The sequence below is a fragment of the Pseudanabaena sp. CCNP1317 genome (genome assembly GCF_034931345.1).
Taxonomy (GTDB): domain Bacteria; phylum Cyanobacteriota; class Cyanobacteriia; order Pseudanabaenales; family Pseudanabaenaceae; genus Pseudanabaena; species Pseudanabaena galeata.
This window is the reverse complement of sequence record NZ_JAYGIF010000118.1, coordinates 1-26,994: the sequence shown is the minus strand read 5'-3', so window position 1 is coordinate 26,994 and position 26,994 is coordinate 1. Positions and strand designations below refer to the sequence as shown.

Sequence of the window (26,994 nt, the reverse complement as noted above, 5' to 3'; positions counted from 1 at the left end):
AGCACGGTCGCTTACCTAAAAGCATTTTTCGTCTTGGTTTTGATTTTCTGCGTCATATCATCTTTGACATCCATCTCAATTCCGAGGCTTTCTTCAACTCCATTAAATTTTTGTCCTGTACTTAGAAACATCATATTTAAACTAATCCTTATCTTTTATTCCGATTACCTTCTCTAACTGCCGAGTTTGCAATTGCTAATGCAGCGTCAGGCTGTCTTCGTTTAGATGCAACTTCATATAGAACCCCATTGGACTTCCATTGCACTGTAGACCAGCACGCTGTACCACCACACCAACTCGTAATCAAAGCATTGGAATTATCAGACAATTTTACTTGACTGAAACTGGGAGAATATCTAGGGTCTGAGTCCAGAGATCTTCTCTCAAAATCTTTCCTACGCTTAGCGCTGATTGAAAAACGAAAAGCGGCATTGCCAGGAGTTACGGAACGGTGATAAAAGTTATAAAAACCCAAGGTATAGTAACTATCTGAGTCAGTCCCTAAATAAGCATAAATAGTTTCACTTTTATCAAATTTGTATTGTTCAACTACCTGTTCAGAGGGCAATAGAATTGGAACATTTGTTCTTCTTGCAATTTGTGCAGAAATTGCCTTGATTGAAAATGTTCCTGCGATCGCCCCCGACCAATTCCCCACCATCAAAACCGTTGCAAAACTGAGCGTACCCAATAAGAAACTTTTTCTACTGACAAGATTTTTCCCAATCATCTCAAATATCCTCTCAAAACTTCAGTTCTTTCAATCGTCACCCTTCTGAGACAATCGTTTAAAAATATTCGATATCCACTCCCACGCATATTATTTTGTGTCTCCCTATCACAAGTAGCATCACGCTCATCAATCCATGCCAATTGACGATCAATTAATCGTTCTTTTTCATTGCCACTCAACTGCGAGATTACCTCTTTCCAAACTGAGTTTAATTCACGATCCGCTTTTTCGTATGCTAAACGAGCGCATCTTTGCATCTGAACTTGATACCTAGGCTTTACACAGCTTGTATCATCTTGTGCCGACAAAGGTGATACAAGCTGTGTAAAGCAAGTCAACATAAATCCCAGAGAAATTAGTAAAAATTTATTCTTATTTGTAAAGTTCATAAAGTTTAACCTTATTTAATTACATCAAAACATCAATATAAATCTATGGCCGTCGTCGTGATTATCTTCTATATAAAACTTGACTCCGATGAATTACACCGCCTCTACCACAAAAATTTGTGCGAAGCCAACCATCACCAACCACACCTCCGCTAAGCTCGATCGCAGTCAACTCGCGAATAGTACAGACGATACTACCATTGGGAGAACTTCTTACATTTGAAGGTGGATCAAATACAACTCCAATCGCTATTCCTTCATTAAAACTAGGAGCAGTACAAACAATTTGCATCATATCCCTCGTTGCTTGAGATTGCGGTCTATTAACCGCTTGCTCTGGGAAAGTGAGCCACGTTCTCGACTGGCAATTAGCTTGAGCTTGAATACGTTCATTGCCAAGATTATAATCAAAATTTACCTTTCGAGAACTTATTCTAGAGATAGAACACAGATCAACACTAATGTTCTGCCCACCAACAGCAGTACCCGTAGAATAATCACAGTTCCCAGCTTGTGCCGACAGCCCATGAGAATCGACAAGCGCATACACCAAAATTGCTACATTCAAGCAGTAGACAAATGGAAATATAGGCTTCACTAAAGATAAGGCTCTCTTGTAATTTATAAAACCCATGTAATTTAGCCTTAACTGAATAGACTTATAAAATACTGGCGCGATCGCCACTCAATCCCGAATATATCACTATTCGATCAATTTGATCACTAATAATCTTAAATTTTTGTAAATACATTGATGTTATCCCTGCGGATGGAGGGATTTGGAGACCAAAACTCATCAAACAACCATGAGCAGAATGTTATCCTGAATCCTATCTGTTAACTCACAAAGTTATGTTATCCTCCAATCTTTCATTAATATAATTGAATATATGAAAACCATACCCGTAGATAGACTCACCACCAACTTTATCAACCTACTAGAAGAAATCGCCACCACAGGCGACCCCATCGAACTTGATTGGCAAGGCAAACGCTTCCAAATATCACCAGTAACACCCAAAAATATAGCCACAAATAGGCTAGACAATTTAGTAAGACGACCAAATGTTATCATTGGCGATCCAGAAGACCTAGTAAGCATTTCTTGGGAACATGAACTCAACCTCGATCTACCTTGATACCCATGTCATTATTTGGCTCTATGTTGACGAGCGAAACAAACTGAGCAACTTTGCCCAGTCCATTATTTCCCAAAACTACGATCTCATCTGTTCCCCATTAGTGAAACTAGAGCTACAGTACCTATACGAAATAGGCAGAATTACAGATTCGCCAAACCTAATTTTGACAGATCTTGCTAATCGTATTGGCTTGCGCCTATGCGATAAAAGTTTTATTGAAATTATTAACTGCGCCCTATCGATTACATGGACTCGTGATGTTTTCGATCGCCTCATCGTTGCAAACGCAATGGTCAGCGAAAATATCTTACTAAGCAAAGACCACAAAATCCTTGAAAACTACACCCATGCGAAATGGTAGGAATAGCAGGATGTTCATTTAGCGGCACGAGTATCAAATCCTTCCGCTACATTATTTACCTTACGCTCTAATAAATGAGACGATAGCCACCACTTTTCCCCTTTTGAATATCGCTATTCTTGACCCGCACTTTAAAAACAACAATATCCAATCCCGACAGGCGATCGCCTAATACTTCTCCAGACTATAATTTCTCGATTACAGGTTGTACATCTGAGCGAATTTTACGATAGCGCTTAAACAGAATCCGAAACTGCCTCTCAAAGTTACCAGAAGTCTCGACTTGAACAATTAGGTAGAATTGAACTAGATGATATTCTGATTTGCTAGTTGTAAGGTGCGAGCAAAACTCTAATGACTTTGGCAAAATAATAATTGCTCTTGCAATTGATCATCGAGCAGACTGATACTATTTGCCGTACTTATTGGCAGAGTTTCTACAAAAACTTGTTAATAGTCAAGGTGAAAAATTTTGGGAAGCGTAGATTTTATACCTAAATATTCAGCAGCAAACCAATTAAGATCCACTCTTGTGACCTAGATAACGTTTAGAATGATCGCTAGTGTCCAAAATAAGTAACTGAATAGTGGACAGCAACGAACGAGTATTTGAAGATATGGCAACAAAGCAAGCAGCGATTTTGGTCTTGGCGGATGGTACTTGTTACCGTGGCTATGCCTTTGGCGCATCGGGAACCGCGATCGGCGAAGTGGTATTTAATACGGGTATGACTGGCTACCAAGAGGTAATGACCGATCCCAGCTACCGAGGTCAAATTGTGACTTTCACCTGCCCCGAACTTGGCAATACAGGCGTAACCCCCGAAGATGATGAATCCGATCGCCCACAGGTGCGTGGCGTAATAGCCCGTAACATTACCGCCCTACCAAGCAACTGGCGATCGCGTCAGTCCTTGCCCGACTACCTCAAGGCGCATAATGTCGTCGGTATTGCAGGGATTGATACTCGTGCGCTTACCCGTAAACTGCGATCGCTTGGCGCAATGAATGGCGGCATCTCCACCGAAATTCTCGATCCTGAAGTGTTACTGGCTAAGGTGAAAGCTGCGCCATCAATGCAGGGTCAAAACCTCGCTCAAGCAGCTTCCACCGATCGCATTTATGAATGGGCAGACAAAACCTTACCTGAATGGGAATTTACCGAACCATCTCAGTTAACAGGTGAAGCGATGACTGTTGTAGCGATCGACTTTGGTGTAAAACGGAATATTTTGCGTCGTCTCGCTAGCTACGGCTGCCGCGTGATCGTCGTTCCTGCCGATACCCCCGCCGAAAAGATTCTCTCTTATAATCCCGATGGCATCTTCCTATCAAACGGCCCTGGAGATCCCGCCGCCGTTACCCAAGGCATTGAAACAGCGAAGGCTTTGCTAGCTGCGGATAAACCAATGTTTGGGATTTGTCTAGGTCATCAGATTTTGGGCTTATCCATGGGTGGCGATACCTTCAAACTCAAGTTTGGACATCGTGGCTTAAATCAACCTGCCCAAAACCAAGCGGAAAATGCCGATCGCCGAGTGGAGATCACCAGCCAAAATCATGGTTTTGCGCTCACAGGTGAATCCTTTGAGGCATCTCCCGCCATGTTGACCCATATCAACCTCAACGATCGCACGGTCGCAGGGCTAGAGCATAAAACTTTGCCAATCTTCTCGGTACAATATCACCCAGAGGCAAGCCCTGGTCCTCACGATGCTGATTATCTGTTCGAGCGTTTTGTGAAATCCATGCGCGAACATAAAAATAACTCTAAGCAAGTAGCAGCTTAGCCATCCTGATCCCCCCCACCCCCCTTAAAAAGGCAGGAGAATTTTCTTCTTCCCCCTTTTTAAGGGGGATTGAGGGGGATCTAAACTCCGAAACATAGACAAAAGAACTATCAAAACAATCATGCCCACTCCCGTAGCCACACTTCCCACCGACTCTGAAGGACTTTTGAAACTCTTACGCCATAAGGAAGGAACTTGGGTGCAGTGGGGAATTGCTTGTCAAATGCTCCAAAAAATGGGTGAGAATTCTCTCGCAATTTTTGAGAACACTGGCTTTGAACCAATTCAACAAAACCAGATTGTGGTTGCTTCACAGGTCTATGCGAGTCTGCAAGCAGGTAATGCGGCGGATATTGTCCTCGCTCATTTTGAACAGAAAGGCAGTGACATTCTTAATGAGTTGCGCGTACTCAATCAGACAGAGAGAGTAGCGATGGCAACCTTCGCACTCGAAAAAAATCTTGATGTTTTGGAAGCTAAGGATGTTGTTAAAGCAATTAAGGAAGCTTCTAATGTTGCTAACTTGCCTGAAGGATTTACACGTCATCCTGGGGACACTGTGGTATTGCAAATCTTAAAAGCAACACAAGGCAAAATCGATCCACAGGAACGCACTAGACTGATTGCGCGGGGATTGCGGTTTGCCCATAGTGAGAAAGCGCGTGCAGCGATCGAGCGTCTGCTTATGGAAATGTCAGCACCCGCCAAGAAAAAAGCTCCAAACCTGCCCAACTTCCGTTACGATGCGGAAGATAGTATTCCTCGTATCTTGCCTGTAGTTGGTACATTACCGCTATCAATTGATGAGTTTAAGTCCTCTCCAAAAACTGAAGAATTAGCCCCCTTTGGAATTGTCCATTCCGCCGTTGCATCCACTTGGGCAACTCTGCCTGGTTGGTTTGTCGTCCATGAAGCAGAAGATGGAGTAGTGGTTTGTGGTAATACTGACACCTTACAGGCGGCGATTAATCAAGAAGTTCTTAGCTCTGTCCGCGATCGCGCTGAGGATATCTTGGTACTAGTCGATCGCGCTCAACGCGAATGGGATGAGAATAGCTATTTTGCGATCGCGGGTGAGGATGGCAATCTCCAGTTTGCATGGTTTGAGCTACCGCCAGAAGTGGAACTCTTCGGCAAAATCACTTTAACTCTGCGCCCCAAACGCTTCTTTGACGAAGCCGCCTCTCAAGATCGCTGGCAGTTTGAAGAATAAAACTGTACATTTACAGCGCTTTGCGCTCAAATTCAAACCAAGAAAAAAAATTGAAAGCGTTGCAAAGCAACGCTTTCAATTTTTTTCTTGTGGTTCGTTTGATCGGTAATTGCTGTAAAACAATGTTAGTTCGACGAAAGCGAAAAATGGTAAGAATCGCTAAGCGATTCTTACCATTTTTCGCCATTTGCGGCGTGCGAAGCACGACGCAAATGGCTATATCGAACTCACGTCACGTTAAGAACCCATTTAAGAATTACTTTCTGCGGTTAAATCTAAAAGATCCCCCTCAATCCCCCTTAAAAAGGGGGAAGAATTTAATTCTCCCCCCTTTTTAACGTCAGTTCGACGAAAGCGAAAAATGGTAAGAATCGCTAAGCGATTCTTACCATTTTTCGCCATTTGCGTCGTGCTTCGCACGCCGCAAATGGCTATATCGAACTCACGTCTTTTTAAGGGGGGCTGGGGGGGATCTAGACAATTCTTAAATGGTTTCCAAAACATAAAATGGCATAGCCATTTTATGTTTTGGGATAAATTATGTTTTGGGATAAATCAGTTTGCGTGACGATTGCTCTATTTGTCTTACTACTGTTAGCGCCGAATAACTCACCCCTGCGGTTCCTTCACCTGGATGGGTAGAGTCGCCAACTAACCAAATATTTTTGAGTGGTGTACGATTAGCGAAACCAAAGGGACCAAAAGTGGAAACGCGCATTCCTACACCACCAACGATGCCGCGATCGCGTCCTGTATAGCGTTCAAAAGTTTGCGGAGTGGCAGCTTCAATATGAATGATTGTCTCTTCATTAAGAAGAAAATATCCACTTAACTGCGCGATCGCACGTTCCGTAAATCTCTTTTTGAGTTCCTGATAATCTTCACCGCCATACCAAACCTCAGCATCAGTAAATTCAGAAGCAATGATCGTTGCTTTTCCATTAGGAGCGCGACCATCTCCTTCTTTGCTAACGGAAACAAATAGCGAATGTGGTTTATTAATTGTGGAATCTTCATAGGCTTCCAGAAATTGCAAATGCGGCGGACAGTCTTCAGGAATCGCAGCCCGATCCACTCCCAAATAAACGACAAAAGCTACTGAAGCAGGCTTGAGGTCAGCAACCCGCCTAACATAGCCCTTAGGTGCAGCATCTCCCAAAAGCTGCACAAAATTATTCACCGTCACATTCGCCACGATGTGATCGGCGCTATCTTCAAAAATCTCTTGCGATCGCAGATTTTTTACTTTTACCTTTTTACTTTTACCCTGATCGGCGATCGCTGTAACTTGATGCTGCATCAATACCCTACCGCCATCACGTTCAATACTTGAAATTAGGCGATCGCTTAAAACTTGCATACTTCCCTTGAGATGGAATAAACCTAACGGGAATTGAGAAACTGCTAGAGCTGTTGCTGCATAAAGCAAAGCCGTCTCTTCGGCATTCACCTGAGAATAGAGCTTCAATTGCAAATCGAGGAAGGTGCGGAGTCTTTGATCGTTTGCTAATCCAAAACCACGCAGAGCATCACCCACCGTCGAAAAGGTATAGGGAATAGTGGCTAAAGTATCAACCCGTAAAGCTTTAATTAATTGCCAAGCATCCCAAACATTACGTGGCGGCAAAATTGGATCGCGGGACTGAAATCGCCAACTTCGCCAAAATAAGTCTTCGAGAAAATCCCAAAATGGTTCGCTATTGGGGAATTGCCTTTGTCGTTCGATTTTCCACCTATGGCGATCGCGCCAGACATTAATCGGAGTACTCTCATTTGGCAAAAATACTGCACAGGCAGGATCGCAATAAGTCGCTTCAGGCATCTCAAGTTCTAATTCTTGAAAAATGCGATCGTGAATCCCTCCAGATTCTAATCCTGCAACCTGTGTCGCACCCACATCAAAGGTAAAGCCCCTCCGCTTAAATGTCGAAGCACAACCACCAGCAACAAGAGCCAAGTCATAAACAATAACTTCATAGCCACGCTTAGCTAGCAAAGCCGCCGCCGTTAAGCCCCCAATTCCTGCCCCAATGACAATGATTTTTTGATTTGTTTTTTGTTTAAATGTACTCAACACTGGCTATAACTAATTAACAATTCTTAATCTAGTCTAAGCGATCTACCTAATACCAAAACACAAAAGGCGTAGCTACTTTGTGTTTTAAAAACCCTTACGGGGTTTAGGTTTTAATTCACAAAAAGTATTGTTATCCTTTCGTGAATTGGTATAACTGCCCAGAATGGTAAGGAATGAAAATTAATTAAAACCAAAATTTGTTGTGGCGGGCGAAGCCCGCCACAACAAATTTTGGTTTTAATTGCACAAGTTAATTAATTTTCATTCCTAATTACAAATGATCGGGACATAACAAATCATTGGAGCGGGATAAAGAGTGATAATTTGGTTATAAGCGAAAGATACAGCAATTACCGATCAAACGAACCACACGACCTATAACTTGGCGCGGATGAATATGTTTTTGCATAACATCAATTACGACAAGTTCAATATGCAGTTGGGCAACACGCTGACCGATCCGCATTTTGCTGATGACAAGCCCTTTGATGCGATCGTCTCTAACCCGCCCTATTCGGTGAACTGGATTGGTAGTGATGACCCAACGCTGATTAATGACGATCGCTTTGCGCCTGCTGGTGTACTTGCGCCCAAATCTAAGGCTGATTTTGCGTTTGTGTTGCATTGTTTGAGCTATTTATCGAGTAAGGGTCGTGCGGCGATCGTCTGCTTCCCTGGAATTTTTTACCGTGGCGGTGCGGAAGCCAAAATCAGAAAGTATCTGGTGGATAACAACTATGTGGAAACGGTGATTGCCCTTGCGCCTAATTTATTTTTTGGCACGACGATCGCGGTGACGATTTTGGTGCTATCGAAACACAAGCCCGATACTGCCATCCAGTTTATTGATGCCAGTGGATTGTTTAAAAAAGAAACCAACACTAACACCCTGACCGATGACCACATTGCCGAAATCATGGGGGTGTTCGATCGCAAGGAAAACGTTGCTCATTTTGCGCGATCGGTGCTTTTTGAAGAGATTGCTGCTAATGATTACAATCTGTCGGTGAGCAGCTATGTGGAAGCTGAGGATACCCGCGAAATCACGAATATCACGGCGCTGAATGCGGAATTAAAAACCACTGTTGCCAAGATCGATCGCTTGCGTGCTGAGATTGATGCGATCGTGGCGGAGATTGAGGGAGAAGGATCATGACAATGGAAAATAAATTAAACATCACTAATCAGGTGGATCTGGCTAAGGCTGAGGAAAAAATCAGCAAACAAAAGGCAAAGCTGTTTTTTGACTCTGGCGATATTGATAAGGTGGAAGTTGGCACGTTCAAAGGGCTTGCCTTCATTCATGCCTATTTGTTTTTACCCCCCTTAATCCCCCCTTCGCAGGGGGGAAACTCAGATCCTCCCCCTTTGCAAGGGGGAGTTAGAGGGGGTGCTGGTAAAATCCGCGAGGTGAATATCTCTAAGGGTAATTTCCGTTTTGCGCCAGTGCTTTATCTAAAAGCGGCTCTGGAACAAATCGACGCAATGCCACAAGGGAACTTTGATCAGATTATTGAAAAATATGTGGAGATGAATGTTGCTCACCCTTTCCGTGAGGGCAATGGACGCGCTACGCGCATTTGGCTAGACTTGATGCTCAAAAAAGAAATCAAGCAGGTTATAGATTGGAATCTAGTGGATAAGGATGATTATCTTTCCGCTATGCAGCGTAGTGTGGTGAAGGATGTGGAAATTAAGGTGTTGTTGAAAAATGCGCTGACGGATCAAATTGGCGATCGCGCTTTGTTTATGAGGGGTATTGATGTTAGTTATTACTATGAGGGTTATAGCGAATTTAAAACGGAGGATCTGTAGGTAGCTAGGCATAAGAAAACTTAAAAAGCAAAGATTAAGATCCCCGACTTTTTTTGTGAATTTGCAAATTGTCTTTGCTTGCCTAGAAAAAGTCGGGGATCTGGGCATTTACAGGTTTCTTTTGCTGACCTACTTAGCGATGAATAATATTTTTGGGACGACAACCCAAGAATTGATCCGTAAATCGAGTATCCACAATTGAAGCGATCTCCCGATAATTGCAGGGATTGGATAAAACAAATGTCGAATTTGTGCAACAGGCTGTTGCACAATTGTTGAGTATTGAGGGCTAAAAAATACAACTTAAATTAAGATCATGCAAAAAGACATCATCAACTCTCTAACTGATAAAGGTGACACTGCTCTATTTGGCAAATCTACCCAAGCCATGAAAGCCCAATGGAAAGTACCCGATCGCAGATCTCTTGCGGATTTTGCACCAACTATTATTTTAAAGGCTAAAGATTTTGCGGCTGAAATTACGATCTTTAATGCACAGCAAAATCAAATGAAGACAGAGCCAGAAATTTCTAGTGAACATATCACGAATAACCAAGCGGTTCGCAAGACGTTACTAGAACGGGGCATTCGTCCCGAATCTTTGCCCCCTGCTGAAGATGTCAAAAAAGTCGAACGCCGTCTTGCTTCAGACGAGAAAAAATCTCTTAAAAATCCCGATATTCTAGACAATTGATCATGTTTTTTGATGGAGGTGATGTATGAGTGATATGAATTTTCTGGAAAGGTTGTTGGATGGAGTGGCGGTGGAGTGGAAGCCGTTGGGGGAGCTTGCAGAAAACCTTGATTTTATGCGTAAACCTGTCGCAAGTGGGTCAAGAGATTCTGGTGAAATCCCATATTATGGTGCATCTGGAATTGTTGACTATGTAAAAGACTATATTTTTGACGGTGACTTTTTGCTTGTTTCAGAAGATGGAGCAAATTTGGTAGCAAGAAATACCCCCATAGCATTTAGTATTAGCGGAAAAAGCTGGGTAAACAATCATGCTCATATACTCAAGTTCGATACTTATGCTGAACGTCGGTATATTGAATATTATCTAAACAGTATTGACTTAACTCCATACATATCAGGAGCTGCCCAGCCAAAACTAAACCAAAAGAATTTAAATAGTATTAAAATTCCAAATCCATCTCTTGCGATTCAAGCCGAAATCGTGCGGATTTTGGACACTTTTACAGCGCTGACTGCCGAGTTGACCGCCGAACTTAGCGCTGAGCTAAGCGATCGCCAAAAGCAATATAACTACTACCGCGATCGGCTGTTGACTTTTGAAGAAGGTGAAGTGGAGTGGAAGACATTGGGAGACGTATCCCTCAAATCATACTCTGGTAGTACTCCCACAGCAGGCAAATCAGAATATTACGATGGTGGCACAATTCCTTGGTTAAGAACGCAAGAAGTAAGGTTTTCTGACATAGAAGAAACAGAAATTAAGATAACTCCTTCTGCATTGAAAAATTCATCCGTCAAATGGATTCCTAGAAATTGCGTTATTATTGCGATCTCAGGCGCAACCGCAGGACGATCTGCAATCAATAAAATTCCATTAACAACTAACCAGCACTGTTGCTGTTTGGAAATCGATCCAGAAAAAGCCTTGTATCGATATGTTTTTCATTGGGTAAGTCTTAACCATGAAAACCTCAAAGGACTGGGGCAAGGTGCAAGAGGTGACATCAACTCAGGAATTATAAAAAGCTTTAAAATCCCAGTTCCACAACTCAAAGAACAAGCCCGCATCGTCACCATCCTCGACAAATTCGACACCCTCACCCATTCCATCAGCGAAGGCTTGCCCCGTGAAATCGCCTTGCGGCAACAGCAATACGAATATTACCGCGATTTGTTGTTAAGTTTTCCCAAAGTGGAGGAAGGGGCAAACAATTAATTTCTAGGTAGGGGCAGAGCATTCCTGCAACTATTGATGCTTATCACTAGAATTGGGATACAGGAATGCTCTGCCCTAAACTTAACGCGATCGCAAGTTAATCCTCAACTGCGGAGAGGGTAGAGCATTTGCCAATCGAGATTCTAGCGAAAAGTTGAGAAATTGTGACGCAAATGCTCTACCCCTACATCAAAATTATTTTCCCTGCTTTAGAGGACAAAAACCAATGACCAATTATAAGGCGATCGCAAAAAACAATATAACTACTACCGCAACTTGTTGTTAAGCTTTCCCCAATCTAAGGAGGATGAGAAATAAGATGAGCAACTTACAAAAAAACGAATTAACCGATCTAGGTGCTGATCCACTACTTCTTGAAATAAAGACCTTGATTGAAGAAGGTCGTAACAAGGCAATTATGGCGGTAAACAGCGCCCTAACCCTAACCTATTGGCAAGTTGGCAGACGGATCAATCAGGAAGTGCTTCGTGGAGAGCGAGCGGAATATGGTAAGCAAGTAGTGGAATTACTGGCAAAGGAACTTGTTTTATTTTATGGAAAAAGCTTTGCCGCTAGAAATATCAGACGCATGATGCAATTTGCAGAGACCTTTCCTGATTTTGAGATTGTGTCACCACTGGTGTCACAATTAAGCTGGACGCACTTTACCCTTTTGCTGCCCCTGCCAAATCATGAAGCCAGAATGTTTTATGCTAACCAAGCAATTACAGGCAAATGGAGCAAACGGGAACTGCAAAACCAAATTGAGCGTAAAGCCTTTGAGCGCAGTGAAATTTCTAATACTAAGCTGTCATTAGTCAAAGCAGATCATTTGCACGGAAACTTCAAAGATCCTTATTTTCTTGATTTTCTGGGTTTAAAAGATGGTTACTTGGAAAATGAACTAGAAAACGCTCTAATAAAGGAACTGGAACTATTCATTTTAGAACTAGGCAAAGGCTTTGCATTTGTAGAGCGACAAAAGCGCATGATCATAGACGGAGAAGATTTTTATCTCGACTTACTTTTCTTTCACCGCAAACTAAAACGACTGATAGCGATCGAATTGAAAATTGGGAAATTTAAAGCAGCCCATAAAGGGCAGATGGAACTGTATCTAAATTGGCTCGACAAGTATGAACGAACCGAAGATGAACACGCTCCGATTGGTCTTATTCTCTGCGCCGAAGCAGGATCGGAGAAGGTAGAACTGCTTAATATGCAGAAAGATAACATCATGGTTGCTGAGTATTGGACTAATCTCCCTCCTAAACAACTATTAGAAGAAAAACTTCATCATGCCCTAATTGAAGTAAAGGAAAGACTAGCGGAGCAAAAGTTTTTAGAGGAAGGGGCAAGCAATTAATTTTTAGGTAGGGGCAGAGCATTCCTGCAACTGTTGATGCTTATCATTAGATTTTGTATACAGGAATGCTCTGCCCTAAACTTAACGCGATCGCAAGTCAATCCTCAACTGCGGAGAGGGTAGAGCATTTGCCAATCGAGATTCTAGCGAAAAGTTGAGAAATTGTGACGCAAATGCTCTACCCCTACATCAAAATTGTTTGCAGATTTCTGATGTCCTCAAACAGATTCAGGAACGCCGACAGCAATTTGTTTACATATTGACAACTAGTTGTCAATATGTAAACATGGATACTAATAATAGGAATCTAACAGCAAAAAGAGATAAATCGTGACTCATGACAAACTTACATTTACAAGGAAGATCCCGTGCATCTTATCTCGGTCGGAAAACTGATTAAAGCTGCTGCTCAATACCCTAATACAGTCGAAATAGTTAAAAACTTCGCCAAAAAAGTTGAAAACTCTAACTGGAAAAATCTGATCGATGTGCAAGCCGACTATCCATCTGCTGAAGCCGTTGGTAGGTTTACAGTTTTCAATATTAAAGGCAATAGATATCGCCTAATTCTGGCGATCGACTACGAAAGCCAAGTCGCATACTTTAAATACTTTCTCAACCACGCTGACTACAGCAAGGATGAATGGAAAAATGACCCTCACTATTAACAGAGATAGCTATGTAGAGTTGCTTAATAGATACGAAATCAGTCCAAAGATCATCGAAACGCAGCCAGAATACGAGCAATTTCTTACGGTTACAGAAAATCTTCTATCTAAGCGCCATGAACGCACCGAAGCCGAAACTGCACTATTCATGTTGCTAGTAAAACTGATTCGAGACTACGAAGAAAAAACCTATTCTTTTCAAGAATGGATAAACACCAAGCCCCATGAATTCCTACAGCATTTAATGGAAGCAAGGGAAATCAAGCAAGTTGAACTAGCTAGAGCAACTGGTTTAAATAAAGGACTAGTATCAGCAATACTTAGTGGCAAAAGAGAGATTAGCAAAACTCAAGCCAAGAAATTGGGAGAATACTTTAATGTTTCTCCTGCTGCTTTTATTTAATAAGGTTGAATCATGACCAACTACAACGCGATCGCCGAATCCAATAACTTTATCATTCTTGAACAATACAGCAAGCAATCAAGAGTTAAGGAAAGCTACCAAAGCGAATATGACTTAGAGGGCGAGTTTATTCAGGATTTAGTAAATCAAGGCTATCAATACCTACCCAGCATCACCACCCCCCAAACCATGTTAGCCAACGTCCGCGAGCAATTGCAGACACTAAATAACGTGCAGTTTAGCGATCGCGAATGGCAGCGTTTTGTCGAAACCTATTTAGATAAACCGAGCGACAGCATTACCGATAAAACCCGCAAAATCCATGACGACTATATCCTTGATTTTACATTTGATGATGACCGCATTCAAAACATCTACCTCCTCGACAAAAAGAACCTTGCCCGTAACAAAGTCCAAGTCATCAAGCAATTTGAACAAAAGGGTAAACAAGCCAATCGCTACGATGTCACCATCTTGGTAAACGGCTTACCCCTCGTCCAAATAGAACTAAAAAAGCGCGGCGTAGCCATTCGGGAAGCCTTTAACCAAGTGCATCGCTACAGCAAAGAAAGCTTTAACGCCGAACATTCCCTCTATAAATATCTGCAACTGTTTGTCATTACCAACGGAACCGATACCCGCTACTTTGCCAACACCACCCAGCGCAATAAAAATAGCTTTGACTTCACCATGAACTGGGCGAAAGCCGATAACAACCTGATCAAAGACCTGAAAGACTTTACCACCACATTTTTTCAGAAAAATACTCTGCTCAGTGTCTTATTGCAGTATTCAGTTTTTGATGTGAATGATACTTTGCTGGTGATGCGCCCCTACCAGATTGCCGCCACCGAGCGCATTTTGTGGAAAATCAACAGCGCTTACCAAGCCAAACAATGGAGCAAAATTGAGAGCGGCGGCTATATCTGGCACACCACAGGCTCAGGCAAAACCCTAACCAGCTTTAAGGCGGCACGACTGGCGACCGAACTAGATTTTATCGACAAGGTGTTTTTTGTGGTCGATCGCAAAGACCTCGATTACCAAACCATGAAGGAATATCAACGCTTTTCGCCCGATAGCGTCAATGGCTCCAACAGCACGGCGGGGCTGAAAAGTAATCTGGATAAAGACGACAACAAAATCATCGTCACCACGATCCAGAAACTGAATAACCTGATGAAAACCGAAAGCGACCTAGCCATCTACAACAAGCAGGTCGTATTTATTTTTGATGAATGCCACCGCAGCCAGTTTGGTGAGGCGCAGAAGAACCTACGGAAAAAATTCAAGAAGTTTTATCAGTTTGGATTCACTGGCACGCCCATTTTTCCGCAAAACGCTCTGGGTGCAGACACCACCGCCAGCGTGTTTGGTCGTGAGCTACATTCCTATGTGATCACCGACGCGATCCGTGATGAAAAAGTACTGAAGTTCAAGGTGGATTACAACGATGTGCGCCCAAAATTCAAAGCCATTGAAACCGAGCAGGACGAGCAGAAGCTAAACGCCGCCGAAAACAAACAAGCCCTGTTACACCCCAATCGCATTCGCGAGATTTCCCAATACATCTTGAATAACTTCCGCCAAAAAACGCACCGCTTGCAAGGGGGCGCTTATCAAGCCAGCAAGGGCTTTAATGCCCTGTTTGCCGTGAGCAGTGTGGACGCTGCCAAGCTGTATTACGAAACATTTAAGCAGTTGCAATCTCAAGAACCCCCTCTAACTCCCCCTTTTGAAGGGGGAGAACCGAGCCTCCCCCCTGCTAAGGGGGGACTGAGGGGGGGGTACAAAAAACCCTAAAAATCGCCACCATTTTTTCCTTTGCCGCCAATGAAGCACAGGATGCAGTGGGAGAGATATCGGATGAAGGCTTTGATGTATCAGCCATGAATAGCAGCGCCAAAGAATTTTTGAGTGTGGCGATCGCTGACTATAACGCCCTGTTTAAAACCAACTTCAGCGTCGATAACAACGGTTTTCAAAACTACTACCGCGATCTTGCCAAGCAAGTAAAAGCCAAAGAAATCGACCTGCTGATCGTGGTGGGGATGTTCCTGACGGGATTTGATGCGCCTACCCTCAATACCCTGTTTGTCGATAAAAACCTGCGCTATCACGGTTTGCTGCAAGCCTATTCGCGCACCAACCGCATTTATGATGCCACCAAAACCTTTGGCAATATCGTCACCTTCCGCGATTTAGAACAAGCCACCATCGATGCCATTACCCTGTTTGGCGATAAAAACACCAAAAACGTGGTGCTGGAAAAAAGCTACAGGGAATACATGGGCGGCTTTACCGATGTGGTGACGGGTGAAGCACGGCGCGGCTTTGTGGAGGTGGTGACAGAATTAGAACAGCGTTTTCCCAACCCCGACGAGATTGTTTTAGAAAAAGATAAAAAAGACTTTGCCAAGCTATTTGGTGAATATTTGCGCGTGGAAAACGTATTGCAAAATTACGATGAATTTGCCAGCCTGAGAGCCTTGCAATATGTCGATGTGAATGACTCGGCGGCAGTTGAAGTATTTAAAGCCAAGCATTATTTAAGTGATGAAGCCCTGACGACACTGCAAACAATCAAGGTTCCGAGCGATCGCACCATTCAAGATTACCGATCCACCTACAACGATATCCGCGACTGGTTGCGCCGTGAAAAAGCGGGGAGCGAAAAAGAAAAATCCGCGATCGATTGGGATGATGTGGTGTTTGAAGTGGATTTGCTAAAATCCCAAGAAATCAATCTGGATTACATTCTTGAGCTAATTTTTGAGCAGAATAAAAAGAATAAAAGTAAGGGCGAATTGATCGAAGAAGTGCGCCGCTTGATTCGAGCCAGCCTAGGTAATCGCGCTAAAGAAAGCCTAATTGTGGATTTTATTAATCAAACCAATCTCGATGAGATGGCAGATAAAGCCAACATCATTGATACATTCTATAAATTTGCCCAAGCCGAGCAAGCCCGCGAAGCTGATGAGTTGATTCGTTCCGAAGGCTTGAAGGTCGAAGAAGCCAAGCGTTATATCAGGGTCTCCCTGAAACGCGAGTTCGCCAGCGAGAATGGGACTGAGTTAAATTCAACACTGCCGAAAATGAGTCCGCTTAATGCACAATACAAAACCAAGAAACAAAGCGTTTTCCAAAAAATTGCAGCGTTTGTTGAGAAGTTTAAAGGCGTAGGCGGTCAGATTTAGGACTGCTTTTCTTGTTCCCCTCGCCCTTAGAAACTATTTAAGAATTACTTTTTAGTATAAAAAAACTAAAAGATCCCCCTCAATCCCCCTTAAAAAGGGGGAAGAAGATAATTCTCCCCCCTTTTTATACCAAAACAAAAAATGGCGTAGCCATTTTTTGTTTTTAAAACCCTTACTGGGTTTGGTTTTCAATTCACAAAAGTGTTGCTACACTTTCGTGAATTGGTATTAAGGGGGGCTGGGGGGGATCTAGACAATTCTTAAATGGCTTCTTAGAGAGTGTTTGAGAAGTTTTTACCCCCTCTAACTCCCCCTTTACAAGGGGGAGAATCTGAGTTTCCCCCCTTTGCAAGGGGGGGATTAAGGGGGGTAAAAGCAGAAATTTACGCTAAATAAGAGACTTCTCAAACATGCTCTAATGGGAGAGGGGCTAGGGGTGAGGGTTTTAGAAAATTTTGCGTAAGTCCTAATAGAGTTGAGCAATAGGCTTATTCTGGCTCTCCTTCCGTTTTTGTGGCAGCAGAAGTTGGCAAACTAGGAAGATAAATGGTTTCTATAGAATTGGGAGAAAACACATTGTTAGTATTATTTGCGGCTAAATTCTTTCGTTTACCCAGCCAATAGCCCCCATAAACCGCGCCGCCGACTACACCTGTGGCAATCAGGAAACTCCACCAAGGCAGAGATAGCGCGTTGTTACTATCTACTTTAGTCTCTTCAACCGCAGCCTTATTGGGATTACCGCGCAGCGATTGGGCATAAAGCAAAGGCGCTCCCTCAGTCACGATGCGATCGCCTTCAAACAAACCACTTTTTACTTCCACAAATCCATCGGAGACTTGACCGAGTTCTACTTCCGTTGGCTCAAAGGATTTACCGTTCTCCACATAGACCAATTTTTTACCTTGTACATCCACCACCGCGATCACAGGAATTGCGATCACAGGACTTAAGGCTTGACTGGTGAGAAGCTCCAATTCTGCAAACATCCCCGCCTTTAGCTGTCCATTGGCATTATTAATTTCTGCCTTAACAGGGATCACGCGCTGTTCACCTGCAATTACCGAACCGATGGTGGTAATTGTGCCTTGTAGCTTTGTATTAGTTGGGGAATTGGTTGATATTCCTGCCACAGTGACATTAATCTTTTGTCCGATCTTGATGCGATTGATATCCTTTTCAAAAATATTTGCGGTGGCAAAGACGCGGCGATCGTTCACAATCGTCATAATCGATTTACCTGCCTCTTCAAAACCTTCGCCAATCGTGGCTTCGCGATCGCTAACTACACCTGAAATCGGCGCAGCAATTGTCACCCTTCCGTCAGCGTCAGCATTAGAATCTAACTGTCGTAAACGAGCAGCATATGCCGAACCACTTAACTCAATTCTCGATTGCGCTGCTTCTAGCATTGCTTCAGCTTTGGTGACTTGAGCCGCCGCTTCTAGCAATGGTAAACGACCTGATGCTTTGGATAAATTAGATTTAGCAGCCAGAAATCGGCTTTCCGATTCCTGAAATTGTCGCCTTGCGATCGCCCCACTTGCCAGTAATTCGCGATCGCGATCGTAACGTTCCTGATCAATCTTTAATTCAGTTTCCGCTTGACGCAGTTCCGCTTCCACAATTTGCTGTTGATTGCCATAGTTCTGTTTCGCAAATTGCAAATTAGCGATCGCCTCCTGCACACTTGCCACAGCGTCAGATTGTTTCTCTAGGGCATTCACCCGCAAATCCGTCAGTTCAGGACTAGATAGCACTGCGACTACTTGCCCCGCTTCCACCTTATCCCCAGGTTGCACTAACAACGAAATCAAAGTTCCCTTAATCGGTGATGTCACTTTCACTTTGCCATCGGGTAAAGGTTCAATCTGTCCCGTCGCTTTGATAGCGATCGCCATAGTTTTCTTGCTGACAGATTCAACTTTGATGCCCACTTTTTGAGCCGTATTCTGATCAATTTCAATCGCCGATGGATTGGCGATCGCATCACCATGTCCAAATTCATCGCCATGTCCTGCATGGGCAAGGATTGCTACAGGATTAAGCAAGGGATTGACAAGCAAAACTAAGCTCAGACAAGTGCCATAAATTCTTTTCATAAATCGCCCCTACTACATCTAGGATTTGCACCGAACCAACTTGAAACCCTCACCACATGTAAGGGCAATTCATGAATTGCCCTTACATGTGTGTGGTGCTAAACATTTCTACTTGCCGTACCAAGCTCTGCGCCATGCTTGCATCTGTTCAATTTCTGCTTTTTGAGAATCAAGAATCTCTTGAGCGAGTTTCTGAATTTCAGGACGTTTTGACTTGGCGATCGCATCCTTTGCCATCACTAAAGCCCCTTCGTGGTGAGGAATCATGGCTTCGATAAATCGCAAATCAAATTGAGCATCGGCACTTCCCAAATCCATAGTCATCATCATGTTTTTACGAAATTCTGGACTCATTTCCATGGAGTGCTTCATGTCTTCGTGCCACATCACTAACTTGTCTCCAGCCTTGGGATACCATGCTTTGCGCCATTCCCCCATCTGCGCGATCTCTTTTTCCTGTGCGGCAATAATCTCGTTAGCTAACTTCCGTAATTCAGGACGCTGAGAATTCTTTAAGACATCCTGTGCCATGGCGATCGCGCCTTGATGATGGGGTGTCATGCCATCAATAAACCGCAGGTCATATTCGGCATCAGCCACTCCCAAATCCATAGAATCATGGGACATCATGCCACCTGAATGATTCATTGACGATGGTTTACCTGCTTGCTTTTCGGTCTTTATTGCTTCGGGTTTTGCCGTTGCCGTCTCTGCTGATGTTTGAGTGCTAGCTGTGCAAGCCGCTAAATTACTACTTGCCGCCGCTAAAATTAGTAAAGTTGAGGCTAATCGTCGTTTTGCAGTAAATAACATAGTCATATCTTGAACAGTGCATAGGATTCTTATACTGTAGTGTTTCATAAGAAAATGAAATGAGCATGAAAAGGCAAATCTCAAAAGTAAAGCTTGACTCGAATGGTATCACTAGCCTGCTCTAGTAGCATGTGTGATCGCTTGATTGCTTGTTGAAAAGTTTATGAGTATGGTGATCGATGGTTAGGGGGATTGAATAGGTGCTTAATTTGTTAATGTATGTTGAGTAAACATGGAAAATTATGGCAAAGGATATTTACCATCAGGCTATCAAAAATGCTTTAGTTAAGGATGGTTGGATGATTACGGCTGATCCTTATCCGCTAGAGTATGAAGATCTTGAACTTTTTCCTGATTTAGCTGTGGAAAAATTTATTTCAGAAACACAAAGGCAGCGCAAAATTATTATTGAAATTAAAAGCTTCATTAGTCTTTCACTGGTTAAAGACTTTGAGTTAGCTTTGGGGCAGTATATAATTTATCGAGATTTAATTCGATTATTGCAAGATGAATATCAAGAGATTTACTTGGCTATTAAAGATGAAGTATATAACACCTTCTTCCAAAGAAAATCAATCCAAGCAATAGTCAAATTAAATCAACTTGCTTTACTTGTTGTAAATATAGAAAAGGAAGAGATAGTGCAATGGACAAATTAACTAATTATCGTCAAATCATTAAAAGCATATTGACGGAGCATGATTATCTTGCTAATCGCTCGGCTAGAAAAAAATATCAAACTTGCTTGATTTTTGATGAAGTGCATGATCATTATCTATGGATGTCTATAGATTGGGTTAATCAGAAGAGAATCAATAATACTCATGTTCATATTAGTATTAAAAATGAGAAGGTTTATATCGAGGAGGATTGGACTGAAGAGGGGATTGCTAATGAGTTGTTAACGGAAGGTATTCCTAAGTCTGATATTGTTTTGGCTTTTCATGATCCTGAGACTCGGAAGTTAACGGAGTTTGCTGTAGCTTAAAAATTCTACTCATCGTCACCAATAGACTTTTAGAAATTGCCAATATTTTAGATATGTTTAGAATGTCATTTAGAAATTTCTCTCTACTTACGGCTATTACTTTTAGCTTGTTTCCCGTATTCTCGGCAAATGCTGGCAAACTACTATTCAATCCTAGAGAAGCAGTTGCTCAAAAATTTATCAGAGGTCAGTCTACAACACTGGTAATCGCAGATGATGTGAATGTACGAAACTTAGCGACTAGACAAGGTAATGGGGGATTTGTTTTCGCAACTTTAAGCAAAGGAGATCGAATTTATGTTATAAGCTGTGAAGGTGTTTCAGAAGGAGTTTCTTGGGTTCGTATATATATTCCTGATCTCAAAGAATTTGGATATGTTGCAGAACAGTTTCTACAAAACAATTACAATCAGATTTGTCGCCGTTAGATAATTCCAAATTACGTTGTTAAAACATCCATAAACTCGACAAATAAATGAAGATCGGAAACGCTACAGTAATTAGCTTTATAAATCTCAAGGGTGGGGTGGGGAAAACAACATCTGCGGTAAATGTTGCAGCTACTTTAGCAAAAAGAGAACTCGAACCAAAATCTGGTAATAATAAGAAACCAGCATCAGTTTTACTTATCGATCTAGATCCTCAAAGCAATGCTTCACTGACGCTTTTGAATAAAGATCAGTATACAGAAATAGATAAAAACAACAAAACACTATACCAACTTTTCGATCATGAAATAAAGAGAGAAGATGATAGTGAAACATTTAATCTCAATAACATTAGGGTAACGCCTATTGAAGGATTAAAGCTTGATTTACTTCCATCTAGTCTTAAACTTATTGATATTCAGGACAAACTTGTGGGCTATCATCGCTACTACCTTAGTGCAACAGATATCCTCTTTAATGCTTTACACAAACTAAATGATCCATACGGTAGAGCTTATACGCATATTATCGTTGATTGTCCACCGAGTCTTGGACTGATCACTCTAAATGCTCTCTCTCTCAGTCGTTATTTTATAGTTCCAACATTTCTAGACGCTTATTCCCATTGGGGATTAGACAAAATTGTTGAACGTGTAGATCGGTTAAAGAAATGCAAAGCTTCCTGTGAAGTTGAATTGCTTGGGGTTCTTTATTCAAAAATTGATCCCCAAGCAACGCTTGAAAATAAAAAGTGGGATAGAGAGTTTCGCGAATGGGAAGCAAGAAACATTCGCAAAAGCAAAGCTTCTGTAATATTTAAAAGTTTTATTAAAAATGCAGATATTATTCGTAAAGCCGAAGCAAATAATCGTCCCCTAATTGAATATACTCCTTCTGATAGTAATTTAAAAAAGCAACAAGAAATTCATCAGATGGAATGGGAAAATCTAGTTACTGAAATACTAGACCGTACTAAGTAAGTTTCATTTAAACAAAATTATTAATTGCATGATGATGTTCGCTGTTTTTTGGGAATTGGAGAGGGGAGATCACTGATCTTGTAGGGCGGTGCGATTCGTTTAGCGCGAAACACGGTAAACAGTCCGTAGATAAACGCTAGAGCCAAGTCTCCTAAGACTAGCTTAACTGTCCAGACGATGAGAGTGAAAGTCTCTCCGTCTAAACTCAAGACTGACTCCTTACCTGCCCACATTGAGTAAACTCGAACTTTACAGGATGAAGCTGGGAACAGGGTGCAAACAGACACTAATTGCAAGTGACACTGGCGCTAACAGGGAGTCCCCAAGATGAAACCGAGCCTAAAAAAGCAACCTACGAGAAGGCAGCCGCAATATTAAAGACTGACCTCGCCAGAGATAAGTATCCCGCCGCACCATCACCCTAGTAGCGGCAAGAGTAAGGGGTTCTGGCGGTTGAAGTGGCTACATCTAAAGGGACAATCAATCATCTGGACGGAACGAATAAAAACGAGTCTAAGGTCTGTAAATTGTCGAATTTATGGTAGACCACTACGAGAGGAATAATCCCTTAGATTCGGGTAGGATGGGGCGTAATTGCCCCAAGGTATTCAGAACACACAAACTAGAGCAGACTATGGTTAGACACAGCAGAAATGTTAGTGAACTATGGAAAGCGTTACCTTGGAAGAAATTTCGAGTGAACCTTTTCAAGCTACAAAAGCGAGTGTATAAAGCGGTTCAAGTTGGAGACAAGCAAAGAGCGAAGTCAATCCAAAAACTAATTCTCAAATCTCAATCGGCTAGATTGTTAGCAATCCGACAAGTAACACAACTAAATGCAGGTAAGAGAACAGCAGGTATAGATGGTAAAGCATCCCTCTCATTCGAGGAACGTCTAGTACTAGCTGATGTATTAGCTAAAAACTATATCAACTGGGAACACCAAGGCTTACGAGAAATTCCTATCCCTAAAAAAGATGGGACAACCCGAATGCTAAAAGTGCCTACCATCGCCGATAGAGCTTGGCAATGCCTAGCAAAATACGCTCTTGAACCCGCACATGAAGCAACTTTCCATGCAAGGAGCTATGGATTTAGGGCAGGACGTTCAGCACATGATGCTCAGAAAATCCTACAACTAAACCTAAAAAGTAATGCAAACGGAATCAATAAACGAGTCATTGAACTGGATATTGAAAAATGCTTTGACCGCATCAGCCACGCTGCAATCATGGACAACCTAATCGCCCCAAGGGGACTAAAGCTAGGTATTTTCAGATGCCTTAAAGCTGGAGTAAATGTAGGATTTCCAGACCAAGGAACGCCTCAAGGTGGAGTGGTCAGTCCATTGTTAGCAAATATCGCATTGAATGGGATAGAGGATATTCACTATAGCGTTAGATATGCTGACGACATGGTAATTATTCTTAAACCTCAAGACGATGAAGCGAAAATACTTGTTAGAATCAGCAATTTTCTAGCATCAAGAGGAATGAACGTTAGTGCAAGAAAGACTAAGATAACTGCTACGAAAGATGGCTTTGACTTTCTCGGATGGCATTTCAAGTGTCAGAAAAATGGAAAGTTTCGCAGTACACCCTCAGTGGCAAACTATAAAGCTTTCTGTAAAAAGGTTAAAGCCATCGTCAATAACCCAAACATTGGTGCAACGGTCAAAGCTCAAAAGCTAGCACCTGTTGTTAGAGGTTGGAGAAACTACCATAAACATTGCAAGATGGATGGCGCAAGGAATTCCCTCTGGCACATCAATCATCGCGCATTTAAGGTGTTTAACAAGGAAACTAAGCAGAATTGCCAGAGTTGTGAAGCTCTAATAAGAAAAGCCTTCCCTGATGTTCCTTACTCCGAAAACAAACATATCAACGTCAAAGGCGCGAAATCTCCTTATGATGGAGATATGGTCTACTGGAGCGAGCGTAACAGCAAGCTCTATGACAGTAACACCTCTAAAGCTCTAAAACGGCAAAGCCATTCATGTCAATCCTGCGGATTAAAATTCCTAGGAGATGAAACAATCCATCTACACCACGTAGATAGAAATCATCAAAATTGGAAGCAGGGAAACCTTGTAGCAATACATGAATCCTGCCACCATTACATCCACATGAGCAAAAGCGACAGCTAAGAATATCGGGAGCCGTGTGCGGCGAAAGTCGCACGCACGGATCTAACTGAGAGGGGCGGGGCGTAATAGCCTCCCTCGACTCAACCCATTAATGAAATGTAACGCACCTTGCTTTGATTCAATTTGAGATCCCTCGTAAGATAATTTTAAATAGTAAGTTTCTAATAAATTTTTTTAATATCAGATTGCAGCTACACCGTTAGCCCGTTTGTTCGATGCAAATTGGGAACTTTTTAGAAACACTCTGCCGTCTTTACAGTAGATCAAAATCACTTGCAGAGATTTGCTAGTTTAGCATCGCTATTTTTACAATTTATTCGATGATTATGCAGAAGAAAAATAAATTGCTCGCTGTCCTATTTGGTATGTTATGCCTATACTTACTCGGCTATGCTTACGCTAGAATCTTTGTCTTTCATGCTGTGGAAAGTTATGCAGGTGAGGAAAAAGGCGGTCCAAGGCAAGACTACATTGCTAAAAAGGATCAGCCTGCTGGAGAAGGATGGGAGTACCAGTTATTTTTGCCTGTCATTAAAGCTGAAGAGAGCATAGTCAATTACTTTAACAATCTAAATTAAACAGATAATGATTGGCGTTGCTTCGCAACGCCAATCATTATCTGTTTAATTAGAACTACCTATAATTTGGCTTTGTCTTACCCAAAGCGATAAGTGATTGGCAGCCTTTAAGAATATCTAAGGGTTTTGATTAGATTTCTCTGTCATTAAGTCCTAATCGAATCGTGAATATACTGCCTTTGCCGAGTTGACTTTTGACTTGGATATTGCCCTGATGCGACTTCGCGATCGCCATAGCAATAGCAAGCCCTAAGCCAGTTCCACCCGTTTGCCGAGAGCGATCGCTATGGGCGCGATAGAAGCGATCAAAAATATGTGGCAAATCAGCTTCAGCAATACCGATACCATTGTCCTCAATACGGATCGTCGCCATGCGATCGCTCTGTTCCAAAAATATTTGGACTTTGCCACCTTCTGGAGTGTAATGGATAGCATTGATCAGAATATTAAAAATCAAGCGATAGATTTGTTCTTCATTACCCGCAACATAGATCGGAATCTTGTTAACGAGTTGCAAATGTAGCGTAATTTGTGATTGCATCGCGATCGCGGCTACTTCTTCGATTAAGTCACTCACAATGTCATTAAGACAACAGGATTGGCTTGGTGATTGCTTAGAAACCTGCCCTTCCATCCGTGAGAGCATTAGTAAATCCTGCACTAATTGCGAGAGGCGAATCGTTTGGCGATCAATGGTCTGTAGAGTTTCCCGTGCTTCTTGTTCTGAAACTTTCTCACTCATTAGCACCGATTCTACTGTCGCCCGAATCGAAGCGAGCGGTGTGCGGATTTCATGGGCGGCATCGGCGGTGAATTGCTGTATTTGTTGATAGGAGGCATAGACTGGACGCATCGCTTTTTCTGATAAGTACCAGCTTGCCATGCTGACCAACAAAAAGGCGATCGGTAACCCTGTCAATAAGGCAAATTTGGACTCATTTAGATGCTGGTCATAGTCTTGTAGCGATCGCCCAATTTGCAAATAGCCCCAAGGCTGTCCAGCATTATTTTTTAAGAGTAATGCAACTTGATGGTAGCGATTTCCTTGCAAATCTTCTAACGTATGCCAACTTATTGCTTTTTTGCTAAATGGAACTGCTTCTATTTGTTCTCCCACCGTCCCCAAAAGTCGCCCCGAAAGATCTAACAGTCTGACGTAATAGCCTTCTTGTTTGGTAATTCCTAACACATGGCGATCGCGATCGGGTTCGCAAGATTCGCCAATAATGCAGAGCTTAGGCAAAATTCTCTGTACATTGGCACTAATTTTTCCAGTCTGTTCCAAATTTGGTTCTAAGGCATCGTGAAGATTGCCAGAGACTGCCATTAGCTCTTGATCAACGCCTTGCCAATGAGCATGAGCCATCACCTGATAAGCACCAAGTCCAGACAATCCCAAGATTACTCCCATCACTCCTGCATACCAGAGAGCTAAGGATACTTTTGCTTTGAAAAAAACACTATCGTGATTCATGGATGTTATAGTGCTTTGCGCTTAAGTACCTGTGCAGAATAAATTACCCAAACCCGTAAAGTTGCGCCCCGCAGGGGCGCAACTTTACGGGTTTGGGTTTGTAATTAATTATGCCCATCTACTTAATTACAGCAAATTCCGAACAAATCCGCTACAAGTCTATGAGTCTAAAAGTATAGCAATGTAAGTTTTGCTTAGGACATAAAACCAAAAAGATGAGTGGCGGCGCTTTGCGCCGCCACTCATCTTTTTGGTTTTGATTTGTCCTATCTATCTCTTGCGTTGCTATAGTTAACGTGAGTTCGACGCACTAAAAGATGGCAGGAGGAAGAGCAGGCAAGCCTTTGAAGAGAAGATCTAAAGCAGGTTTAGTCTCTCGATATGTATAAGCAACCAACCCAGCTAAAAGGTTGACAAG

General features: G+C 42.4%; 26 protein-coding genes and 3 pseudogenes. 19 read left to right on the top strand and 10 right to left on the bottom strand.

The window, feature by feature from the left end:
• Window positions 1-11: 11 nt before the first annotated feature.
• The 4 genes from VB775_RS21795 to VB775_RS21780 all read right to left on the bottom strand — a co-directional run bounded on the left by VB775_RS21795 (window position 12) and on the right by VB775_RS21780 (window position 1,756).
• Window positions 12-134: a hypothetical protein gene (locus VB775_RS21795; protein WP_323216943.1), complete on the bottom strand. Its 123-nt coding sequence runs from the start codon at window positions 132-134 to the stop codon at window positions 12-14.
• A 14-nt stretch (window positions 135-148) separates the two neighbouring features.
• The gene (locus VB775_RS21790; protein WP_281008178.1) at window positions 149-730 is read right to left on the bottom strand and encodes a hypothetical protein; all 582 of its coding nucleotides are present in this window, start codon (window positions 728-730) and stop codon (window positions 149-151) included.
• Window positions 727-1,122, bottom strand: a complete 396-nt coding sequence (locus VB775_RS21785; protein ID WP_281008179.1) for a lysozyme inhibitor LprI family protein — start codon at window positions 1,120-1,122, stop codon at window positions 727-729. Before VB775_RS21785 ends, VB775_RS21790 begins: the two co-directional genes overlap by 4 nt.
• A 61-nt stretch (window positions 1,123-1,183) precedes the next feature.
• Complete coding sequence (locus VB775_RS21780) at window positions 1,184-1,756, bottom strand: hypothetical protein (protein ID WP_281008180.1); 573 nt, start codon at window positions 1,754-1,756, stop codon at window positions 1,184-1,186.
• Window positions 1,757-2,012: 256 nt separating this feature from the next.
• Here VB775_RS21780 and VB775_RS21775 point away from each other — a divergent pair, with 256 nt between their 5' ends.
• Both VB775_RS21775 and VB775_RS21770 read left to right on the top strand, forming a co-directional pair.
• On the top strand, window positions 2,013-2,261 hold the full coding sequence (locus VB775_RS21775) for a type II toxin-antitoxin system Phd/YefM family antitoxin (protein WP_190349553.1): 249 nt from the start codon (window positions 2,013-2,015) through the stop codon (window positions 2,259-2,261).
• Window positions 2,236-2,625: a type II toxin-antitoxin system VapC family toxin gene (locus VB775_RS21770; protein WP_281008182.1), complete on the top strand. Its 390-nt coding sequence runs from the start codon at window positions 2,236-2,238 to the stop codon at window positions 2,623-2,625. Before VB775_RS21775 ends, VB775_RS21770 begins: the two co-directional genes overlap by 26 nt.
• 184 nt (window positions 2,626-2,809) lie before the next feature.
• Here VB775_RS21770 and VB775_RS21765 read toward each other — a convergent pair whose 3' ends face one another.
• Entirely contained in the window at window positions 2,810-2,992 is a 183-nt protein-coding gene (locus VB775_RS21765) for a hypothetical protein (protein WP_281008183.1), read from the bottom strand.
• A gap of 250 nt (window positions 2,993-3,242) precedes the next feature.
• Between VB775_RS21765 and carA the strand changes: the two genes are divergently transcribed.
• Window positions 3,243-4,415: a glutamine-hydrolyzing carbamoyl-phosphate synthase small subunit gene (gene carA, locus VB775_RS21760; RefSeq protein ID WP_281009367.1), complete on the top strand. Its 1,173-nt coding sequence runs from the start codon at window positions 3,243-3,245 to the stop codon at window positions 4,413-4,415.
• Window positions 4,416-4,536: 121 nt separating this feature from the next.
• Window positions 4,537-5,628, top strand: a complete 1,092-nt coding sequence (locus tag VB775_RS21755; RefSeq protein ID WP_281008184.1) for a RuBisCO accumulation factor 1 — start codon at window positions 4,537-4,539, stop codon at window positions 5,626-5,628.
• A gap of 538 nt (window positions 5,629-6,166) precedes the next feature.
• Here VB775_RS21755 and crtD read toward each other — a convergent pair.
• Entirely contained in the window at window positions 6,167-7,705 is a 1,539-nt protein-coding gene (crtD, locus tag VB775_RS21750; RefSeq protein ID WP_281008185.1) for a C-3',4' desaturase CrtD, read from the bottom strand.
• A 358-nt stretch (window positions 7,706-8,063) separates the two neighbouring features.
• Here crtD and VB775_RS21745 point away from each other — a divergent pair.
• The 8 genes and pseudogenes from VB775_RS21745 to VB775_RS26595 form a co-directional block, all read left to right on the top strand.
• Window positions 8,064-8,861 (top strand): annotated as a pseudogene (locus VB775_RS21745) (type I restriction-modification system subunit M); the annotation flags it as partial.
• A complete protein-coding gene (gene fic, locus VB775_RS21740) occupies window positions 8,858-9,520 on the top strand; it encodes a protein adenylyltransferase Fic (RefSeq protein ID WP_281008186.1) in 663 nt (220 codons plus the stop codon). The pseudogene VB775_RS21745 and the gene fic, both read left to right, overlap by 4 nt.
• A gap of 340 nt (window positions 9,521-9,860) precedes the next feature.
• Window positions 9,861-10,214 (top strand): annotated as a pseudogene (locus VB775_RS21735) (DNA damage-inducible protein D); the annotation flags it as partial.
• Window positions 10,215-10,239: 25 nt separating this feature from the next.
• Window positions 10,240-11,433 carry a restriction endonuclease subunit S gene (locus VB775_RS21730; protein ID WP_281008188.1) on the top strand — a complete coding sequence of 398 codons (1,194 nt, stop codon included), beginning with the start codon at window positions 10,240-10,242 and terminating at the stop codon, window positions 11,431-11,433.
• Window positions 11,434-11,752: 319 nt separating this feature from the next.
• Window positions 11,753-12,799, top strand: a complete 1,047-nt coding sequence (locus tag VB775_RS21725) for a PDDEXK nuclease domain-containing protein (protein WP_281008189.1) — start codon at window positions 11,753-11,755, stop codon at window positions 12,797-12,799.
• A gap of 368 nt (window positions 12,800-13,167) precedes the next feature.
• Window positions 13,168-13,467: a type II toxin-antitoxin system HigB family toxin gene (locus VB775_RS21720; RefSeq protein ID WP_281008190.1), complete on the top strand. Its 300-nt coding sequence runs from the start codon at window positions 13,168-13,170 to the stop codon at window positions 13,465-13,467.
• Window positions 13,451-13,870 (top strand): helix-turn-helix domain-containing protein, encoded by a 420-nt coding sequence (locus tag VB775_RS21715; protein ID WP_281008191.1) that lies wholly within the window; start codon window positions 13,451-13,453, stop codon window positions 13,868-13,870. The genes VB775_RS21720 and VB775_RS21715 overlap by 17 nt, the downstream gene beginning before the upstream one ends.
• Before the next feature lie 12 nt (window positions 13,871-13,882).
• Window positions 13,883-17,067, top strand: a pseudogene (locus VB775_RS26595) (HsdR family type I site-specific deoxyribonuclease).
• Window positions 17,068-17,555: 488 nt separating this feature from the next.
• On the opposite strand, the gene VB775_RS21700 reads toward VB775_RS26595, so the two are convergent.
• Window positions 17,556-19,169 (bottom strand): efflux RND transporter periplasmic adaptor subunit, encoded by a 1,614-nt coding sequence (locus VB775_RS21700; protein WP_281008194.1) that lies wholly within the window; start codon window positions 19,167-19,169, stop codon window positions 17,556-17,558.
• Window positions 19,170-19,277: 108 nt separating this feature from the next.
• Entirely contained in the window at window positions 19,278-19,982 is a 705-nt protein-coding gene (locus VB775_RS21695) for a DUF305 domain-containing protein (protein ID WP_281008195.1), read from the bottom strand.
• A gap of 239 nt (window positions 19,983-20,221) precedes the next feature.
• On the opposite strand from VB775_RS21695, the gene VB775_RS21690 reads away from it, so the two are divergent.
• From VB775_RS21690 to VB775_RS21675, 4 genes are all read left to right on the top strand, one after another.
• Window positions 20,222-20,641, top strand: a complete 420-nt coding sequence (locus VB775_RS21690) for a XisH family protein (protein ID WP_407072964.1) — start codon at window positions 20,222-20,224, stop codon at window positions 20,639-20,641.
• Window positions 20,629-20,970: a XisI protein gene (locus tag VB775_RS21685; protein ID WP_281008197.1), complete on the top strand. Its 342-nt coding sequence runs from the start codon at window positions 20,629-20,631 to the stop codon at window positions 20,968-20,970. The genes VB775_RS21690 and VB775_RS21685 overlap by 13 nt, the downstream gene beginning before the upstream one ends.
• Before the next feature lie 62 nt (window positions 20,971-21,032).
• The gene (locus VB775_RS21680) at window positions 21,033-21,398 is read left to right on the top strand and encodes a hypothetical protein (protein ID WP_281008198.1); all 366 of its coding nucleotides are present in this window, start codon (window positions 21,033-21,035) and stop codon (window positions 21,396-21,398) included.
• 47 nt (window positions 21,399-21,445) lie between these two features.
• Complete coding sequence (locus VB775_RS21675) at window positions 21,446-22,378, top strand: ParA family protein (protein WP_281008199.1); 933 nt, start codon at window positions 21,446-21,448, stop codon at window positions 22,376-22,378.
• 20 nt (window positions 22,379-22,398) lie between these two features.
• Here the strand turns inward: VB775_RS21675 and VB775_RS21670 are convergent, their stop codons facing one another.
• On the bottom strand, window positions 22,399-22,611 hold the full coding sequence (locus VB775_RS21670) for a hypothetical protein (protein WP_281008200.1): 213 nt from the start codon (window positions 22,609-22,611) through the stop codon (window positions 22,399-22,401).
• Between the two features lie 63 nt (window positions 22,612-22,674).
• Here VB775_RS21670 and VB775_RS21665 point away from each other — a divergent pair, with 63 nt between their 5' ends.
• The 3 genes from VB775_RS21665 to VB775_RS21655 all read left to right on the top strand — a co-directional run bounded on the left by VB775_RS21665 (window position 22,675) and on the right by VB775_RS21655 (window position 25,102).
• Complete coding sequence (locus tag VB775_RS21665; protein WP_281008201.1) at window positions 22,675-22,803, top strand: hypothetical protein; 129 nt, start codon at window positions 22,675-22,677, stop codon at window positions 22,801-22,803.
• 209 nt (window positions 22,804-23,012) lie between these two features.
• The gene (locus tag VB775_RS21660; protein ID WP_281008202.1) at window positions 23,013-24,524 is read left to right on the top strand and encodes a group II intron reverse transcriptase/maturase; all 1,512 of its coding nucleotides are present in this window, start codon (window positions 23,013-23,015) and stop codon (window positions 24,522-24,524) included.
• Between the two features lie 326 nt (window positions 24,525-24,850).
• Window positions 24,851-25,102, top strand: coding sequence for a hypothetical protein (locus VB775_RS21655; RefSeq protein ID WP_323216940.1), 252 nt, complete (start codon window positions 24,851-24,853; stop codon window positions 25,100-25,102).
• A gap of 130 nt (window positions 25,103-25,232) precedes the next feature.
• Here VB775_RS21655 and rppB read toward each other — a convergent pair whose 3' ends face one another.
• Entirely contained in the window at window positions 25,233-26,576 is a 1,344-nt protein-coding gene (gene rppB, locus VB775_RS21650; protein WP_281008204.1) for a two-component system sensor histidine kinase RppB, read from the bottom strand.
• Window positions 26,577-26,994 lie beyond the last annotated feature (418 nt).